Source organism: Janthinobacterium lyxosi (assembly GCF_051380665.1).
GTDB lineage: Bacteria > Pseudomonadota > Gammaproteobacteria > Burkholderiales > Burkholderiaceae_D > Janthinobacterium.
Genome location: NZ_JBNYXM010000008.1, coordinates 1 through 19,257, shown reverse-complemented (window position 1 = coordinate 19,257; position 19,257 = coordinate 1). Strand labels below are relative to the sequence as shown.

At 63.1% G+C, this 19,257-nt stretch carries 7 protein-coding genes and 1 pseudogene; 1 reads left to right on the top strand and 7 read right to left on the bottom strand.

Annotated elements, in window-relative coordinates:
- Nucleotides 1–9 precede the first annotated feature (9 nt).
- The 7 genes and pseudogenes from ACQ4WP_RS09975 to ACQ4WP_RS09945 all read right to left on the bottom strand — a co-directional run.
- On the bottom strand, nucleotides 10–8,631 hold the full coding sequence (locus ACQ4WP_RS09975) for an SdrD B-like domain-containing protein (protein ID WP_436520143.1): 8,622 nt from the start codon (nucleotides 8,629–8,631) through the stop codon (nucleotides 10–12).
- Nucleotides 8,632–9,541: 910 nt separating this feature from the next.
- Nucleotides 9,542–10,942, bottom strand: coding sequence for an efflux transporter outer membrane subunit (locus ACQ4WP_RS09970; protein WP_436520141.1), 1,401 nt, complete (start codon nucleotides 10,940–10,942; stop codon nucleotides 9,542–9,544).
- Complete coding sequence (locus ACQ4WP_RS09965; protein WP_436520139.1) at nucleotides 10,939–12,153, bottom strand: HlyD family secretion protein; 1,215 nt, start codon at nucleotides 12,151–12,153, stop codon at nucleotides 10,939–10,941. Before ACQ4WP_RS09965 ends, ACQ4WP_RS09970 begins: the two co-directional genes overlap by 4 nt.
- Nucleotides 12,140–13,894, bottom strand: coding sequence for an MFS transporter (locus ACQ4WP_RS09960; protein ID WP_436520137.1), 1,755 nt, complete (start codon nucleotides 13,892–13,894; stop codon nucleotides 12,140–12,142). Before ACQ4WP_RS09960 ends, ACQ4WP_RS09965 begins: the two co-directional genes overlap by 14 nt.
- Before the next feature lie 145 nt (nucleotides 13,895–14,039).
- Complete coding sequence (locus ACQ4WP_RS09955) at nucleotides 14,040–16,451, bottom strand: catalase (protein ID WP_436520135.1); 2,412 nt, start codon at nucleotides 16,449–16,451, stop codon at nucleotides 14,040–14,042.
- A gap of 242 nt (nucleotides 16,452–16,693) precedes the next feature.
- A complete protein-coding gene (locus tag ACQ4WP_RS09950; RefSeq protein ID WP_436520133.1) occupies nucleotides 16,694–17,047 on the bottom strand; it encodes an ElaB/YgaM/YqjD family protein in 354 nt (117 codons plus the stop codon).
- Between the two features lie 245 nt (nucleotides 17,048–17,292).
- A pseudogene (locus tag ACQ4WP_RS09945) lies at nucleotides 17,293–17,490 on the bottom strand (ubiquinol oxidase subunit II); the annotation flags it as partial.
- Nucleotides 17,491–17,656: 166 nt separating this feature from the next.
- On the opposite strand from ACQ4WP_RS09945, the gene ACQ4WP_RS09940 reads away from it, so the two are divergent.
- On the top strand, nucleotides 17,657–19,057 hold the full coding sequence (locus ACQ4WP_RS09940; protein WP_436520131.1) for an aminotransferase-like domain-containing protein: 1,401 nt from the start codon (nucleotides 17,657–17,659) through the stop codon (nucleotides 19,055–19,057).
- Nucleotides 19,058–19,257 lie beyond the last annotated feature (200 nt).

The following is a 19,257-nucleotide window of genomic DNA, read 5'->3' as shown; positions in this document are numbered from 1 at the left end:
TTTTCGGTTTCATTGTGCGCCCTCGATCTCGATAACGAGGGGGTATTCGTTTTGCAGTGCCTGCCAGCGCGCCTGCATCTCGCTTTCGAGCGCCTTGCTGCGGCGCTGCGCCAGCGCGGCATCGTCACCACCGGCATACGCGATGCGCAGTACCGATGGCTTGGCGCGCAAGTTGGCCAACAGTCCTTCGATGCGTCCGGCCCATTCCGCCTGCAAGGCTGTTTCGCCCGCGACGAATGCAGCGTCGCTCAACTCAAGACGCACTACACGGTGGATGGTGGCGCCGAAGTTCAGCTTGACCACCTTGCCTCGGGTCAGACGTACATCGCGCGGATTTTCCGTCGTGACGCGGTAGCCGCTCGGCAGGGTACGGTCGTCAAGCTTCATGACGAAGTTCGAGCCGCGGTCCGCATTCGGAATCGCCGGACAAGCCACATGGAAGCGTCCTTCCGCATCCGTCGTCACCAGCAAGCCGCGCGCCGTAGCCATGCGCACCCCGGCAATACCCGCTTCGCCTTCATCCTGGTAGCCATTCGCGTTCTGGTCGTCGAATACCTTGCCGATGATGTCGGGACAATCGAAAGTGGCATCCGGCACCACCCGCACCGTGGCAGAAGCCAGGTTCGAAATACGCGTCCCGCCTGTCGCTGCCCAGGCCTGGTTGACGTATTCGCCGTCACCGACACCACTGCCCACCATCAGCATCAGCTTGTAGGTCTTCTTCTCCTTCGGCGCGAAACCGCTTTCCTTCCAGCGCAGGCTGCGGCCATCGACGACAGGTTCCGCCGGCACGCCATTGCGGGTAGCGCTGCCGACGCGGTACTTGAAGCCGGCCGGTATCAGGTCGCGCACTTCCATCGCCCCCAGCGTTGCCGCCTGCGCATTGCTGGCCGTGATCGTGTACGGCACCAGGTCGCCGCGCGTGACGTTCAGCATCGGTGTCGTTTTCGTCACCATGATGCTGTCGCTGCCCAGCGGGTCGAGCGGAATATGGTTGTTCAGGATCGGTGCCGAACCGCCATTCGTGATAACAAAACTCAGGTAATACTGCGTGGTCCTGGCGCCTCCGGCGATCAGTCCCGTGCAGTTATTCGGATCGAGTTCCATCTTCGTCGACAATGCTGGCGCCAATTCGCTGGCCTGGATGAAGGCGGGATCCGGTACCAGGCCCACCGTCAATGGTCCCTTGCAGGCCGGCAGGCTGCCCGACGGCGCCAGCAGGTAGTTCGCCGGTGCCACCACACTCAGCGTATACACGCCGCTGGGGAAGCCGTTCTGCAGCAGGAACTGGTACATGCCGTCGCTGCCCACGATTTGCGTCTGCTCGGCAACACCACCCACCAGGTGCGTGGCGCCGTCGAAACCGGCAGGGCCGCTGATCGACACCACGGCGCCAGCCACCGGCTTGCGTGTCACGGAGTCGTACACCACGCCGGCCGGATCAAGCGGCAAGTTCTGCTCGACGACACGGTCGCCGTCACGCAAGGTCAGGTTGGTGATGCGGCTGCCACCTGGCACCACCAGGCCTTCGCCTCCCGTCGAAACGGGCACGTTCGGCATGTTGTTGCCATCCTTGAGGAAGGTGATCGCGTAGCCGGAACCCGTCGGCAAGCCACTTGCCTCGTAACCGGGACAATGCAGGTTGTCGAACTGGTAGAAGCCTTTCTCATCCGTGATGGCGCGGCAGATCAACCTGCCTTCCTGGTGCAGTTCGGCCGTCCAGCCAGCCACGCCAGCCTGGCTGCCGTCGAGCGGACGCACACGGCTGCCGTCGTAGTTCAGCCATACGTAGCCGTTAATGATGGGCGGCTTCAATTGCGGTATGCCCTTCTCGCCGAACAGATAACCGCGCATGTCGTCGCCCGCCGCCAGCTTGATGCCGGTGATCGTATCCTTGTTGCCCACGCCGACAGGCTTGTTGGCGTGGGCCGTACCAACCGATCCTGGCAGCACCACCGTCTTGCCGTCCAAATAACCGGTCGGCTGCGTTTCCGTCAGGGTGTAGCCGGCGGCATCGCTGACTGGCACCGTATCGAACAGATAGCTGCCGTCGGCACCGGTCACCAGACTGAGCTTGACCGGTTTGCCATCGACGGAAATGCCGCTCAGGGCCACCGTCACGCCGGCAATGCCTTTCTCGCCATCGTTCTGGACACCGTCATTGTTCAGGTCGGCATACACCACGCCACCGAGCTTGCCCAGCATATGGCGTTCGCCAAACAGGTAGCCGCTCGCCTGCGTCGCCACCGGCAACACGATATCGCTGATCGTATTGTGTTCTGGCGCCGCGCCGAAGCTGGCGTTGTTCACCTTGCCGCCAGCGCTACCGGCCGTTTCGCGGCCGTCGAGATACACGGCAGGCTGGCTTTCCAGCAGGCTGTACGTACCGGCAGGCAGGCTGTCGAAGCGGTAGCCGCCATCGGTTCCCGTCAGCATCGTACGGGTAAAACCGTTCGCGCCGCGCAAGGTGATTTCAATCTCGGCGATGCCCGCCTCACCCGCATCCATGGCGCCGTTATCGTTCAGGTCGCGATACACGAAACCCCGCAACGACGACACCTGCTCGCGGAAATCATAGCCGCTACCATTGCCCTGGGGCGGCAGAACGATGGCACTGATGACATCCACCACGCCGGTACCGACCGGCTTGCCGTTGATGCTGCCGACAAAGGTACCCGTCGCGCCAGGATAATTCCCCAGGCCGGCCGGCTGCGTTTCAGTCACCGTGTAACCGCCCGGACCCGATGGATACAGGCCAGGGAAAGTGTAGCTGCCATCGGCACTCGTGACGACGCTGACATTGACCGGTTTGCCGTGGCTGTCGACGCCACTCAGCGTCAGGCTCACACCAGGCAAGCCCTCGCCCTTCTCGTAACTGCCACTGTCGTTCGCATCGCCGTACACGCGGCCGGAAATACTCGCCGCCAGCAGTTCGCCGAAGTCAAAACGCGTATGGCTCTTTGCCGCGTCGAAAGGAATGCGCGCGATGGCGTTGGTCGTGCCGATGTCGCAGGCAGGATAGCCGCAGGATGCGGCGCCGTCGATCAAACCCTTGCGCTGGCGTCCGTCCAGATAGGCGGCCGGTTGCGTTTCCACCAGCGTATAGCCGGCCGCATTCGCGTTCGGCAGGTCGAGGAAGCTGTAGCTGCCGTCGGCGGCCGTGATGGCCGTGCGGTTGACCGGCGTGACGCCATCGTGGGCGATGCCGGACAGGCTGATGGTAACGCCGGCGATACCCGTGGTTTCACCCGTATCGCGTACACCGTTATCGTTGGCGTCGACGTAGACGGCGCCACTGATGGCGCCTGTCTTCTCGCCGAAATCATAGCCCGTCAATTGCGCACCCGGTACGAGTGCGATGGCGCTGACCACGTTGGCCACGCTGGTATTGCCACCGCCGTTGCCGGCTACCTGGCCCGCATCGGCGTAATTGACCGGCTGCGTTTGTGTCACGGTATAACTACCAGCGAGCAGGCCGTCGAAATGGTAGGCGCCGTTGGCATCGGTCAGCACCGTCACCGGACCGCCTGCGCCACCCGTCAATGTCAAGGTCACGCCCGCCAGCGGCGTGTCGCTGCTGCTGGCCGCGCCATTGCCATCCACATCGAGGTAGACTTTGCCGGCGATGCTGCCTGTCAGTTCGCCAAAATTGTAATCACGCGCGCTGCCGCCGTTCGGCAGCACGATGCCGCTGAACTGGTCGAAACGGGGTGCGCTGCCGCCGATGCGGCCTGTCGCGACAGCATTCACAGTACCCACGCTTTCCGCGCCATCGAGGTAGGCGGCAGGCTGGATTTCGACAACGGCATAGCCGCTGCTGTCGCTTTGCGGCAGGCCCGTGAAGCTGTAGGCGCCGTCGGCCGCCGTTTGCAGCGTGCACAAGGCAGGCACAATCACGCTGCAGACATCGAAGCCGTCAGCCGTGGTGCCCGACAGGGTGACCGTCACGCCGGCAATGCCCGCCTCGCCCGCATCCTTGCGGCCGTTGCGGTTCGCGTCAACATACACGTAACCGGACAGCGACTGCGCCACGCCGCCCGCCGCGCCTGGTGCCTGGCCGAAATGGTAGCCCGTCGCCGTGGCACCGGGCAGCAGCACGATGGTGCCAGCAGTCCGGATAGCCGCACCCGGCACGCCGGTGCCAGGCACGCGCACCGCGCCGTCGATCAGGCCACCCAGGCTACCAGCCTGCGCACCCGTGTGATACAGGCTGGCCGGCGGCGTTACCGTCACGGCATAGCCGGTGGCGTCGCTCGGCGCCAGGCCAGCAATCAGGTAGCTGCCATCCGCGCCCGTCTGGAAGGTGCAGCTCGGTACAGCACTGCCTGGACAGACTGGATGACCGAGATAGTCGTTGCCGCTCAAGGTCAGCGTGACACCGGGCACGCCCGTGCTTTCGGCACCCTGGCGCACCGCATCGCGGTTGCTGTCCATGTAGACGCTGCCGGCAATCGACGCCAACGCCAGTTCGCCAAAATTGCGCTCGGTGTAGCTCAGGCCCGGTTCGATGCTGCCGACGACGATGCCTTCCGGCGCCGCGCGTCCCGCACTGTTTGCCACCACCTCGGAGGCACCGTTCTGCTCCTTGCCATCAGCATAAGCGGCAGGCTGGGCCAGTTCGGTAAGCGTATAGGGCTCTCCCGGACGGCTTGGCGGCACATTGATGAAACTGTATTTGCCATTTGCGTCGGTGGTGGCCGTGCAGGCACTGCCCATCGCGGCGCACACGTCGGCGCCCCAGAAGGTCTGGCCGGAAAGCTTCACCTGCACGCCGGCGATGCCGTTTTCGCCCGCCTCGCGCAAGCCATTATTGTTCTTGTCGGCGTACACGTAGCCGCTGATGGCAGCATGTGCGTATTCCTGGAACAAGTAGCCGGTCGCCGCGGTATTCGGCGCCAGCACGATCTGGCTGATGGTGTTGTGCGCAGCGCTGGCAGAGCAGTTGACGCCGCCGTCGCAGCTGGCCGGCGGCGGCGTGCCACCGGCCGTGCCCGCGACTTCAAACAGGTCGGCATAATTGGCCGGCTGTGTCTCGACGAGGGTGTAGCCGCCGGCTGCGGAACGCGGCAGGCGGTCAAACAGAAACTCGCCGCTGCTGGTATTGAGGGTCAGCGGTGCGCCCGCCGTGCCGATATCGTTGCCCCAGAAATCCTGGCCGTACAGCGAGAATGTTACGCTGCTGGTAATTTTTTCACCGGCATCCATGCTGTTGCTGCGGTTCGCATCGTTATAGACAGAGCCGGTGATGCTCGACTTGACGATCTGCACGTCGACGCTGGAACTGTTGTTGCCGGCATTCGGATCGCGCGAGGTACCCGGCGTCGGCACGATGCTGGCGGTATTCGTGATATTGCTGGCGAACGGTCCCGCATAGGCCGGGTATGGCGCCTTCACGGGGATGGTGACGGTGACCAGATTGGCCGTGTCAGCTGCGCCGGACGCAATCGGCAGCACGCCCAGCGTACAGGTCACGGTGACCGGCGAACCACTGCTGACGCAGTTGTTCAAGGTCAGCGGAGCGCCGGAGCCGAGGCGCGCCGTCGGTGCGGCCGTCAGCACGAAGCCGGCCGGCAGCACATCGGTGACAACCGTGCTGGCCGCGAGGGCGGGACCCAGATTCCCCACTACCAGGGTGTAAGTAAAAGGCTGGTTGATGCTGAACGGCGATGCAGGCGAAACGGTTTTCGATACCAGCATCAGATCCGTCTTCGGCAGCACGGTGGTGGTTTCCTCCACCACGTTGTTCGTCGCCAGCTTGTCGCCGGCAAACGGCGCCGCACCCGTTTCCAGCGATTCGACGCTGGCGCTGATCTTGTAGGTGATTGATCCCAGCGGCGCGTTGCTGACGGGACCCGTATCGAACTTCAGGCCAAAGACGCGATTGACGCCGCTGGCCAAGGTGCTGCCGCCGGGCGAGCTGGCCAGGTAGCACACCACATTCATGCCCGCACCGCCTGGCTGGCTGCACGAGGCGCCGGCCGGCAAGTTGCTGCCGGCGGTATTCCACAGCATGGTATAGGGCACGGCCGCGCCGTTTTGCGGAGGCGGCACGGGAGTCACGACCAGCTTCAGGCCGGTGGCCAGCGAAGGTCCATTGTTTTGCACGCTGACCTGGTACTCCAGCGCATCACCGAACGGGCTCTGTTCGTAGCCCGTATCGACGGCCGACACACTCAGATCGAGCTCCTTGCTGATCACGGTGACCGTGGTGCTGTTGCTATCGTTGGCCGCATTGCTGTCGTCGGTCGTCGTGCTGATGGTAGCGCTGCTGATATAGGTCGCGTCGAGCGCATCCGGGTAAGGGAACACAGGAATGACCGAGAAAATCAGCTGGCGCGTCTCGCCGTCGCTGAGCGCAAAGTTCTTGCATTCGATGCCAGACTGTCCCGCATATGGCGCGCCGCTGAAGGCGGGCACCAGCGTGCATTGGGCAACGCTGCCCGCGATGCTGGCCGAGCCGGCCATCACATAGGCCATGCGGGCCGGATCGATGACCTGGCGCAGCACCACATTGGCCGCGCTGCTGGGCCCATTGTTGCGGATCGAGGTGGTGTACACCAGCGGCACGCCGACACGCACGGGGTTCGGCGCACCGGCCATCGCCGTGACGCCGACATCGGCCTGCGGCACCACGGTGACAGCGATGCTGGAACTGTTATTGGACGTATCGGTGTCGATGGCATTCGGGCTCGATACCGTGGCGGTATTGAGCAAACCACCATCCTTCAATGGGCGGTTGAGCGTGATGGTGATGGTGCGCGACGCGCCATTGGCCAAATTGAGCACGGTACACGTCACGGTCGAGCCGAAACTGCAGCTTTCGCCAGCGCCACTGCCGGCCAGTACGGCGCTACCAACCGTGGTGGTGCCGCTGCGGTTGTACCAGTGTGGCAAGGCATCGACCACTTTGACGGTCGGTGCGTGATCGGGACCGGAATTGCTGACCGTCAGCGTATAGCTGAAGGTAGTGGACGCGGCAGGCAAGCTGACCAGGGACGCCGTCTTGACGATGGCCAGGTCGACGTTCAGCGGCGTCGATGTGACGCTGGCGGTGGCGCAATTGCCCGTGCTCGCATTATCCGGCGGCTGGTGCGCCGACCCGGCGGCCATGCCGGTGCAGGCGGTATTGCTCAAGGTGCCAGTAAAACCGGCTTGCGCGCGCGTGGTCAGAACCAGGGCAGGCAGTTTCGCGCCGCGCGCCAGGCTGCCAGGGATCGTGTAGGTACAGGTAACCAGCTGCCCGGCCACGCTGCATGTCCAGCCGGTGCCGCTGGCGCTGACATAGCTTTCTTGCGACGACAAGGTATCGGTCACGGTCACGGTACCGCTGGCGGCGCTGGTGGAGGTGCTCGCATTGGTGACCGTGATGGTATTGGTGATCAGGCCATTGGCCGCGACCAGCCCTGGCGACTTGCTCTTGGTCAGGGTCAGGTGGGCGAATGGCGCGACGATGGTGTAGGTGGCCGAGGCCGGATTGTTCAAGCCATCGAGCGGTGCACTGCGTGCCACGTCCACGACGTTGGCGCCGCCAGTCGCACCTGCGGCGACGGTCAGCGGAATCAGGAACTTGGAAGAGGTGCTGCCATGCGCCAGCGCGCCGACACTGCAGGTGATCGTGCGGCCAGCCTTGGCGCAGCCGGTCGGCAAGATGCCGATAATGAAATCGCTGGAAACCGTCGTCTTCACGGTGACGCCGCTGGCGTCCTGCGTGCCGCTATTGGCGGCCCACAAGTTCAGGCTGACTGCCTCGCCTTCCGTCAACGAGCTCAGGCCGCTGGCATTCGACACCAGGGTTTGACGGGCATCGAGGTCGGTGCCCGGCTTCACTGTGACGATGACCTGGCTGGGCCCATTGTTGCGGTCTTCCGGATCACCGGTCTGCAAGTCGCTGGAGGCCACCGACGCGCCATTGGTGATGGTGCCGGCGATGTTCTTCACGATGCGTCCGCCGATCGTGATGGGGGGAGCCTGCTGCCCGACGCCGATGGCCGCACCGCTGTAAGCACAGGTCAGCACGGTGCCCGAAGGGGCGCATGTCCAGCCAGTACCTGACGCCGATGCATAGGTAAAATCCGCGCTGGCCGGCAAGTTATACGTAACCTTGAATTGCGATGCGCTGTCCGGACCGGCATTCGCCACGTCCACCCGGTAAGCCACAGCTGCGCCGGCCTGTGCCGTACAAGCTGCGGGGCAACCGCTCAAGCCGGTCGTGCCGCTGGTGGCAACGCTCAGGTCGGCACCCTTGATGACGGTGACCGTCTTGATCGAATCGTTGTTGACGTTGTTACCGTCCGTGTCCACGTTGGCAAAAGACACGCTGGCCTTGGTCGCCACGGCAGAAGCCGTCGAGCCGTTACCGCTGAAATTGACTATCCAATTCGCTGTCTTACCCAGTCCGCTACGCGTGCAATTGAGCAGTTGCGGACTGGCCGCCAGATTGAAGGCGCAACCGCTCGGTGCCGTGCTCGATGCAAAATTCACATTGACAGGCAGTTCCACTGCCAGGCGCACGGTGCCCGTCGCATCAACCAGATCTTCATTGTTCGTCACGACCACCGAAAAGCTGGCCTTGCCGCCGCGCGGCACGGGGTCCGGCGTTTGCAGATAGGCGGAAACGGACAAATCAACCATCGCCGCCGACGCCGTGCCCGCCCCGCCAAGGGTACAGATGCAGACGATCAGCCATAGCAGCCGTTGCAGGAGACCGCGCGGTCCTCCCCGCTTGCAGGAGATCAGACAGGAAAAGAAAGTTCGCAAAAAGGAGGACATAAGCATGGCAGTCGTCAGGAGGTTGTGCGGTGTGCTGCAACGGCACTTCCGGCTCAGAAAAAACAGCGAACAGCCTGTTTTTTCACCTTCCTGGCATGGAAAGGCGGCACGAAAGTCAACAAATATTCAATGTGTAATTTTGACAACATTGATGATCTGCGACATTTTGGTGCATTTTTTGATGCATGACAAGCAATGAGAATGTTAAATAATCAATAAATTGAGAATGAGCAAGAAAACACAAAAATTCCCCACAGCTACTTGCGCTCAAGATAATAAGTGTGTCCATTTTATTACTTTTTACAATTAGCATTAAAATAGCTTTCTTGTCTTAATAACCATTAAACTGCACAAAATGGCGCTAAAGATACCAATTTCGCTCAATGTGCCACTATGTACGCTACCGTACATAGAAAAAATGGAATGGTTGCCATATGATATTTACAATAATTCAAATGCAACATTTATTGGCATCGCCAGCAATACACATTAAAAGCCACACAATAATTCCATGCGGAAATTTTTCATGTACATCACCATGAAATTGATGTTGTCTAAATACAACATGGGAAAATCGGCGGCGCGCCGTCACGGCCCGGGAAAGGGAGGGATTTCTGGAGAGACAGGGAGGCAAGAGGGTACTGATTCAGCATGCATCCTGGCAAAAAAACCGGATGCTGCGGGCAACAGGCAGGCAGCGGCAAGCTGCCCGCCACAACAGCGATGAAGAGGGTGTCCCGGCAGATAAATACATCCCCTGCTGGGACAGGCTCTAAGGGCGGGCAGCCGCCGACCAGCCGCCGCCCATGGCCCGGTACAGGTCGACCGAGGCAACCAGGATACGCGTCTTCAACTGCAGCAGCCCCACGTCGGCGCTGTACAGGGTACGCTGGGCGTCGAGTTCTTCCAGGTACGATGCATAGCCATTGCGGTAACGATTATGCGCGATGCGCAGAGTGTCAAGCGCCGTGGCGCGGCGCGCATCGTTTTCCACGGCTTGCTGCTGCAGCCGGTAGATGGCGCCCAGGCTATTCTCCGTTTCGGCGAAGGCGTTGCGCACCACGTTTTCATACGTGTATGCCAGTTGGTCGCGCTGCGCGCCGGCCGCATCCGTTTGCGCCTGCACCCGCCCGCCGTCGAACAGGGGGCCGGCCGCCAGCGCCGTCAGGCGCCACAGGGCCGTCGGCGCATGCAGGAAATCGGTGAGCGTCGTGGCTTGCCCGCCGCCCGTCGCCGTCAGCTTGAACGAGGGCAGCAGCTGGTCGCGCGTGGCGGCCAGGCTGGCATTGGCGGCAGCCAGCTTATGTTCCGCGCGCGCGATGTCGGGCCGCCGGCGCAGCAATTCGGACGGCAGGCCGGCCGGCACAGCCGGCGGCGCCAGCTCGGCCAGCGGCAAGCCGCGCGCGATGGGGCCGGGATTGCCGCCGACGAGGACGGCCAGCGCGTTTTCCTGCTCAAAGATCTGCCGCTGCAGCTGCGGCACCTGCTCGGCCGCCGCATGGTATTCCGATTGCGCCTGCAACCATTCCAGCCGCGAGCTGTAGCCCACCTCGAACTGCTTGCGCGCCAGCTCACGCGACTGTTCGCGCAGCTGCAAGGTCGATTGCGTCAGCACCAGCTGTGCGTCGAGTCCGCGCAAATTCAGGTAGGCCGTGGCCACGCTGGCGGCGATCGACAGGGCCGCCGCATCAAGGCTGGCCTGCTCGGCGCGGTAGCTTTCGCCGGCCGCGTCGCTCAGATTGGCCAACCGGCCCCACACATCGATTTCATAGCTGGCCTGCAGTTCGGCCTGAAAGACATTCGTCACATACGGCTTGCCGCTCGACGCCAGCGTGCGCGTGCGCGTGGGAGAGCCGTCGAACGCCAGGTTCGGCGCGCGGTTGGCATCGGCCTGCGCCAGGCGTGCGCGGTATTCCTGCACGCGGGCGCGCGCCACGCGCAAGTCGCCATTGCGCGCCAGCGCCTCGCCCATCAGATCACTTAAAACGGGATCGCCGAAGGCCTGCCACCACAGCTGTTCCACCTGTGTGTCATGCGAGGACGCTACACCGCCCTCGCCTTGCGCGCGCCAGCCGGACGGCAGTTGCAGGGCCGCTGCGGGCTGCGGTGGCGCGTTGGCGGCGCAGCCGGCCAGCGCCAGCACGCAGGCAATCTGCAGGAGGCGACGCTTCATGGTTTGGCCTTCACTGTCGTCTTTTTCGGTGCTGGCGGTGGCGCGGGATTGTCCGCCGAGTCGTTCAATACGGCGGACGTGTCGACGCTGACCACCACCGACATGCCCGGCACGAGCCGGCGCGCGTTCGCCTGCCCCGCATCGATGCGGATGCGCACGGGAATGCGCTGAGCAATTTTGAGGTAATTGCCCGTCGCATTATCGGCCGGCAGCACGGAAAATTCGGAACCGGTGGCCGGCGAGATGCGCTCCACCTGGCCCGTCAGCACGGCGCCATCGAGCGCGTCGACGTGGAAGGTGGCGCTCTGCCCTTCCTGCACGCCATTCATCTGCGTTTCCTTGAAATTGGCGATGACCCACATCTGACGCGGCACCAGTGCCATCAGCTGCGCACCGGAGTTCACGTACGCGCCCTGGCGCACCGTCACCTGGCCCAGCTGGCCATCTGAAGGCGCCACGATGCGCGTGTTTTCGAGGTCGATCTTCGCTGCCTTGACGGCCGCCTGCGCGTTCGCCACGGCCGCTTCCAGCGCCTGCTTGTTGACCACCACGCTATGCACGCTTTGCTGGGCGATGTCGAGATTGGCCCGCGCCTGCGCCAGCGCGGCCGCCATCTGCGCCTGCGTGGCGCGCGACTGGTCGTGTTCGCGCTGCGACAGTGAACCATCGGCCACCAATTGTTCCACGCGATTCAAGTCGGCGCTGGCCTTGCGTGCCTGCGCTTCCGCGTTGGCCAGGGCCGCTTCGCTGACGGAAATACCCGCCTGCGCGCTGGCCTTCTGCTGCGCCCAGTTCGACAGCGCCGCCTGCTGCGCGGCCAGCTGGGCCTGCGCCTGCTCGTAGCGCTGCTGGTAGATGCGGTCGTCGATACGCACCAGCAGCTGCCCTTCCTTCACATCCATGAAATCCTGCACCGTCACTTCCACCACATAGCCGGACAGCTGCGTGCCGATGATGGTCACCTGTCCCCGCACGGTGGCGTTTTCCGTCGTCACGATGGGACTGGTGAACGGCGGCAAACGCCACGCATACAGCACGATCAGCACACCCACCAGAGCCACGGCGGCAAAGGTCAGCGCGGACAGCCACTGGTGGCGCCGGTCCGGTTGCGGCGGCGTGGCGCTGGCCGCGGGCGCAGGTGCAGGCGGTGACGCTGGTGCAGATGTCGGTGCAGGGGTCGGTGCTGGCGGTGCGGTGTTATTTTCTGTCATTGCTCGGTTCCGAATTGGTAATGGGGACGATGGCCATGGCCGTCTGCGCATCGCGCACGGGGCCGACCAGGCGACGCGCGCCGGTAGTAATACGGGTCCAGGACTGGCTGACCAGCATCCACAGTAAAGTAGCGAGGGCGACGCCAGCGATCATCAAAAAAACATCGTTGTAGGCCAGCACATTGGCTTCGCGCGTGGCGATGGCGCCCAGGCGCGCCACGCCTTGGGCGCTGCGCAAGGCAGGGTCCGTCAGCACGCCGCCATAACTTGCCGCACCGGACTGCGCGCGCGCGGCCACCTGCGGATCGAGCATGGTCAGGTGCTCGACCAGGTAACTGGAATGGTATTTTTCGCGCGCCGTCTGGATGGTGCCGACGATGGCTGAACCGAGCAAGCCGCCCAGGTTCTGGGTCATGGTAAACATCACGGAAAAACTCACCAGGTTGCGCGGTTCGGCGATCACGGCGCCCATGCCGGCCACCATGGTAGGACCGAGGAAATACGTGCCGCCAAAGGCCAGCAGGAACTGGCTGACATACATGTTGACGGGGCGCGTCTGGCTGGTGGCGTGCGCGTCGATGAGCGCCCCGGCGGCGATCAGCAGCAGCGCGAACATCAGCGAGCGGTTCAGCGCCGCCGGATTGATCGTCAGCGCACTGACCACCAGGCCTGCCACGCTGCCCAAGAGCACCACGATGAACAGGTTCTGCATCTGGTCCGTGTTCAAACCCAGCGCTTGCAGGAAGCCCACCGCCCCCGTCGATTCGGACAGCACGATGCGAAACAGCAGCACAGATAAAAACAGCTTGGCGATCTTGCTCGTGGTAAGCCAGCGCGTGTTGAGCAGCGGACGCGCGCGGTTATGCTCGATGGCCAGCGAGGCGGCGATCAGCACGATGGAGCACGCCAGGCACACGCCCACCCATTCGGACTCCATCCACCATGCCGTGCGCCCCTGCGCCAGCACGGCGCACAGCAAGGCCACGCCGGGCGCGAACAGGATGAAGGTGAGGAAATCGAGCGGTTCGAAGGTTTGCACGCGGTCGCCGGGCGGCAATTTGAGGGCCAGCACGCAGCCCAGCGCCAGCAGGGCCAGCCCCAGTTCGAACAGGTACAGGCCGTGCCATTCGCCGATCTGCAGCAGTTCGGAGGTAAAGATGCGCGCCAGCGGCAACGCCAGCTGGGCAAAACCGAGGCCCAGCACCACGCCTTTCAGGCGGTGCCGCGCAGGAAACGCCTGCAAGGTGTAGTACAGGCCCAGTACCCCCAAGGCGCCGCCCACCATGCCATGCGCGGCGCGCACGGCGATCGCCGACGGCAAGGTATTGGCATACAGGTGAGCGAACGTCACCAGCGCATACAGCACCAGGAACGCTTCCGTGAACAGGTGCAGGCCGAACTGCTGGCGGAATTTCACCAGCAGCAGGTTCATGGAGACGATGGTCATCACATAGGCGGCCGGCAGCCACTGCATCTGGTAGGCATAGGCGGCCAGTGAACCTTGCAGGTTCAGCAAATTGGCCGTCACCAGGCCGTTGCCCAGCCCCCCCGTCAGCGCGACGATCAGGCCGACGATGAAATACGCGACACGCTTGGGCGTCGAATGTTCGGGCATCGATGGCGACCCGGGCAAGGTCGGGCGTTCGCCCGGCCCCCAGGTGCGAGGTGTGTACTTGTCCATGCGGTAATCGCGATCCGGTTTGCTGAAGCTGTTCTTTGCTGCTGCTTTGCTATCAAGCAAACAGTTGCAAATGAACAGTTCTCATGCGCAGCATATCACCGCAAGACATTTTTATTGTTTACATTGTTGGGTGGCGTTGCGCAGGCAGGGCAAACACGGTAGGCAACGGGACCGGCGAGGCCGGCCCCTGTGCTGATGCAGTCACTCACACCCTCGGCGGGTCCGTTTCGCGCGCGAACGCCCGATGCGCTGCCAGCGCCTTCTTGAAGGTGGCCACGGCTTTCACCACGTCACCGGACGGCGCGACGATGACGGCAGGATCCGGCTTGCCATCGGGCAGGGCCGCTGGCACGCCTGCCTTGTCCAGCAAGCCCTTGCCCGCGCCGATAGCCAGCATCGGCTTGCAGTGGCGGTATTGCAGGCGCACGAAGTCGAGCGCGTTGGCATCATCGCCCAGTTGCTGCACGGCGCCCTGGCCGTCGGCAAGCACGACGGCGTCGAACAACACGGACGGTCCCGCTTCGAGCGAGATTTCCACATCGAGCGGCGCACCGCCGCTGGTGTCGACCCGGCCAAGCTGGCTACCCACCAGGCGCGGCACAGCGCCGTCGGCCAGCAGCGCGGCATAAATGTTGCGTACCTGGGCGCCATCGCTGCCCGGCCCCACCAGGATGGCCACGCGCAGGGTATGGATGCCCGTTTTACCGGGACGGAACGTCAGCGACAAGGCTGGCGACGGCGGGTACGCCGGCAGCGGTTGCAGGGAGGCGCGCGGCATGACGGGCGGCAGCGCCAGACCCAGCGCATCGGCCAGGCGCTGCGCCAGGGTTTCGTCGACATTGCGCAGCATGGCGACGATGCGCTGGCGAATCGCCACCGTCTGCACCTTGCTCAGTTCAAAACGGAATGCATGCACGATATGGTCTTGCTCGACCGGCGTCTGGCTGATCCAGAACAGGCGCGCCTGGCCATAATGCTCGGCAAATTTCTCGGGCTTGCCGCGCACCTTGTCGCCTTCGGCGGAGGCGGGAAAACTGTTGAAACCCCTGGAGCCCGCCTGGAACGGGCAGCCGCCCGCCAGCGAATTGGGTTCGTACGCGACCCGGCCACGGTTGATGGCCTGGCGGTGGATGCCGTCGCGCTGGTTGTTGTGCAGCGGCGCCAGCGGAGCATTGATAGGAATTTCATGGAAGTTGGCGCCGCCCAGCCGCGTGATCTGCGTGTCCACGTACGAGTGGATGCGGCCTTGCAGTAGCGGGTCGTTGGAAAAATCGATGCCGGGCACGATGTGCGCCGTGCAGAAGGCCACCTGCTCCGTCTCGGCAAAAAAATTATCCGGGTTGCGGTTCAAGACCATTTTGCCGACGGGGATCAAAGGCACCAGTTCTTCGGGTATCAGCTTGGTCGGATCGAGCACGTCGAAGGGAAACGCTTCGGCCTGCGCTTCCGTGAAGACCTGGAAGGCCAGCTCGTATTCGGGATACTCGCCGCACTCGATGGCTTCCCACAGGTCGCGCCGGTGGAAATCGGAATCGGCGCCGCTGATCTTGACGGCTTCGTCCCACACGAGGGAATGCGTGCCGGCCATGGGCGACCAGTGGAATTTACAGAAGACGGATTGTCCCCTGGCATTCACGAGACGGAAAGTGTGCACGCCGAAGCCCTGCATCATCCGATAACTGCGCGGGATGGCGCGATCGGACATGGCCCACATCAGCATGTGCGTGATTTCCGGCGACAGCGAGGCGAAATCCCAGAAGGTGTCGTGCGCGCTGGCCGCCTGCGGCATGCCATTGTGCGGTTCGGGCTTGACTGCGTGGACCAGGTCGGGGAATTTCATCGCATCCTGGATGAAGAAGACGGGAATGTTATTGCCCACCAAATCCCAGTTGCCTTCATCCGTATAAAACTTCACTGCGAAGCCCCGCACATCGCGCGCCGTATCGGTCGAACCGCGTTCGCCGGCCACGGTGGAAAAACGCACGAAGACGGGCGTGCGCTTGCCCGCCTTGGCGAACAGCGCCGCGCGCGTATGCTTGCTTTGCTCCTTGTAACATTCGAAGTAACCATGGGCGGCCGAACCGCGCGCATGCACGACGCGCTCGGGGATGCGCTCGTGGTCGAAATGCGTGAGCTTTTCACGCAGAATAAAATCTTCCATCAGGGTGGGGCCACGCAAATCCGCCTTCAGCGAATTCTGGTTGTCGCCCACGGGCACGCCCTGGTTAGTCGTCAGCACGCAGCCACTGTCATCGGACCTGGCGCGGTCCAGCGAGGCATTCGCGGCACTCTCTCCAAGCGCGGGATGGCCATCGCCGGTCTTCGGCGACGCTGTCGTTTCACCCGTGGTGCTGGCCGTGGCCAGCGGTTCGCCGGCTGCCACATGCACGCCTTCGGCCGGCGTGCGCGCCGCGTCTCCATACTGGCCGTTTTCCTTGGGATTGACCGCCATGGCGGCGGCCAGCTGCTGGCCGGCGGCCGTTTTTTGCAGCAGCGAGCGGGTCACATCATTGTCCGCGCCCAGGCTGTACGGCGCCTTGCTGTCGGATGGACCGGACATGCTGCTCAAGACGGAACCCGCACCGTCCGTGGACGGCGTTTTCTTGTTGCTAGCCATTACATCTCCTGTGAGTAGTTTGCCCCGGGAAGTAACGCTACAACTCCCTCATTCAGCGCACGAACAGGGCAATCAAAATAATGATGGGAATAGGTATGCCGATCAACCACAACAAAACGGAGCGCATCGTCACTCTGCTTTACTGCTTGCCACTACCTTGTGCGCTTGGGCGCTGGCCCGCTCCGCCATGACGGCGAAGGGAACGGCGCCCACGACAACTACCTTGCCGGACTGCGTAAAACTTATTTACGCGAACCCAGCAGTTTGGACAGGCCATAACCTGCCGCTGCGGCAATCAGCAGGGACACGGCAGGGCGCTCGCGCACATAGCCGCGCCCCGTCTCGCCGGCGCGCTGGCAGGCGGCGCCCAACTGCTTGCCGCGCGCCATCAGAGTTTCGGAGGCCTTGCTGACGGTATCGCTGACCTGCTCGATGCGCTCACCCACCTGGTCCACGCCGTCGTGGGCGCGCGTGGCCACCTTGTCGGCCAAGGGCTGGGCCTGACTTGCCACCTTGTCGATGGTGCGGTGCAAATCCTGACGGGTATCCTGGGTGGTGCCGTTCAGGTCGGAGCTGGTTTTTTCAATCGCGTTCATGATGGTTTCCTTTAACAGTGAATAATTTCAACCATGCTCGATGCCGTGACCGAATCATGATTCTCCTCGCTTCGGGGAAAAAGAAGCGGCTAAACGCTGCCGGGCTGAGCCATATCAAATACTGGATCAGCAGCAAGCTGTTGACACCACCTTAACCGCGCCTGCCGTACGCCACTGTGCGCTGTCACACCTTGCGACTCAGACTTAAATGCCTGTAGGAAATAACAATCCCCACCGGCCTGGTGCCATTTTGGCCAATACGTGGCCTTGGTATTGCTGGCACCATAACGCCAGGCGAAATACAGGGTCAGGAAAATGACGGCGATGACCACCAGCTGCATCAGGCCGGGGAAAATCAGGATCAGCATTTTTTCCTGCTGGCCGATGTCGCCCTTGGGATTGAGCAGCCGGGTGCTGCAGCCGCCCAGCGCCAGCAGCGCCATGCAGCATACAAAACGCCCGGCAGCGGCCAGGCGTCGTGGGGGGAGTAACGATGAGTTATGCATAGTCCTTACCTGAAGATAAAGCCTGTTCCACACACATATGTATGGATTTTTACCAGGCATTTCCCCATAATAATGGGAATAAATATCCATACATTTAGACAAAATGTCACAGTCAAAATCCATACAAGAAGGAAGCCAGGCCAGCGCGTGGATCACGCCCTTCATGCAGTACGGCGGTCCGCGCTACCTGCAGATCGCCGACATGTTGGAGCGCGCGCTGTCCGACGGCAGCCTGCGCCCGGGCGACCGCCTGCCGCCGCAGCGCCGCCTGGCCGCCCTGCTCCAGGTCGACCTGACGACGGTGACGCGCGCCTACGACGAGGCCAAGCGCAGGAATCTGCTGGAAGGGCAAGGGGCGCGCGGCACCTATGTGGCCGCGCCGAAAGTGGAATTGACGCAGATGCTGGACCTGAGCATGAACATCCCGCCGCCGCCCGTGGGCGTGGATTTCGACGACCTGCTGAAACAGGGTGTGGCGCAGGTGCTGATGCGCACGGACAGCGATTTGTTGATGAGTTATCACCTGGGCGGCGGCGGCAAAGCCGACCGCGCGGCGGGGGCCGTCTGGCTGGCGCCCATGTTCGACCACGTCGAGGCGGAGCACGTGGTGGCCTGCCCCGGCGCGCAGGCGGCGCTGGCGGCGCTGATATTGACCTTGAGCCGGCCCGGCGATACCATCTTGACGGAGCCGGCCGTGTATCCGGGCTTGCGCTTGGCCGCGGGACAACTCAATCGCAAAGCCATCATCGTGGAAACGGATGCGGACGGCATGCTGCCCGAAGCGCTGGAAAAAGCCTGCCGCAAGCACCATGCGCGCCTCGTCTACCTGAATCCCACCCTGCAAAACCCTACGGCGCACACCATGCCCGCCGCGCGGCGCCAGGCCATCACGGAAGTGGCCCGGCGCTGCGGCATGCACATCATCGAGGACGATCCGTACTGGCTGCTGGCCTCCGACGCGCCGCCGCCGCTGGCCCACTACGCGCCGGGCAACGTGTCGTACATTGCCACGCTGTCGAAATGCCTGGCACCGGGCTTGCGCATGGCCTACACATTGATCGCCGACGCGCAGCTGCGCGAACGCTTTGTGCAAGCCCTGCGCTCGTTTTCCCTGATGGCGACACCCCTGACGACGGCACTGGCGACGCAATGGATACACGACGGCTCCGCGCACGAACTGCTGGCCGGCATACGCAGCGAGGCCGATGCGCGCCAGGACGTCATCCGCACGATTTTGACCGGCACCAGCCATCCGCGCAACGACGGCATCCATGTGTGGTTTTCGCTGCCCAGCTACTGGACCTCGCGCGAACTGGCCGCCACCGCCCGCGCCCAGGGCGTGGCCGTCACGGCCTCGGACGCCTTCTACGACAGCCGCCCGCCAAACGCCATCCGCATCTCGCTGGGCAGCATCCGTGACCGCGCGCTCCTGGCCAACGCCTTGAAAAAGCTGTTGCTGCTGCTGGCGCACAAGCCGGCCGTGCGCCGCGAGTTCGTGATTTAAGCAGACGCGAGGTGGCTGAGATCCCGCCAGCGCAGGCGGGCGGCGACAAAGCTGCAGGCGAAAAAAAACCACCGTTTGAGCGGTAATGCCGTTCACTTAAGCAGTTTTTCGTAGAACTCGAGTGGCATAGCGCTTTGGTTTTGCCTTGACGGCCCGGTCGAATTTTCGATCGGGCCGTTCGTCATTCAGAAGACTAACCA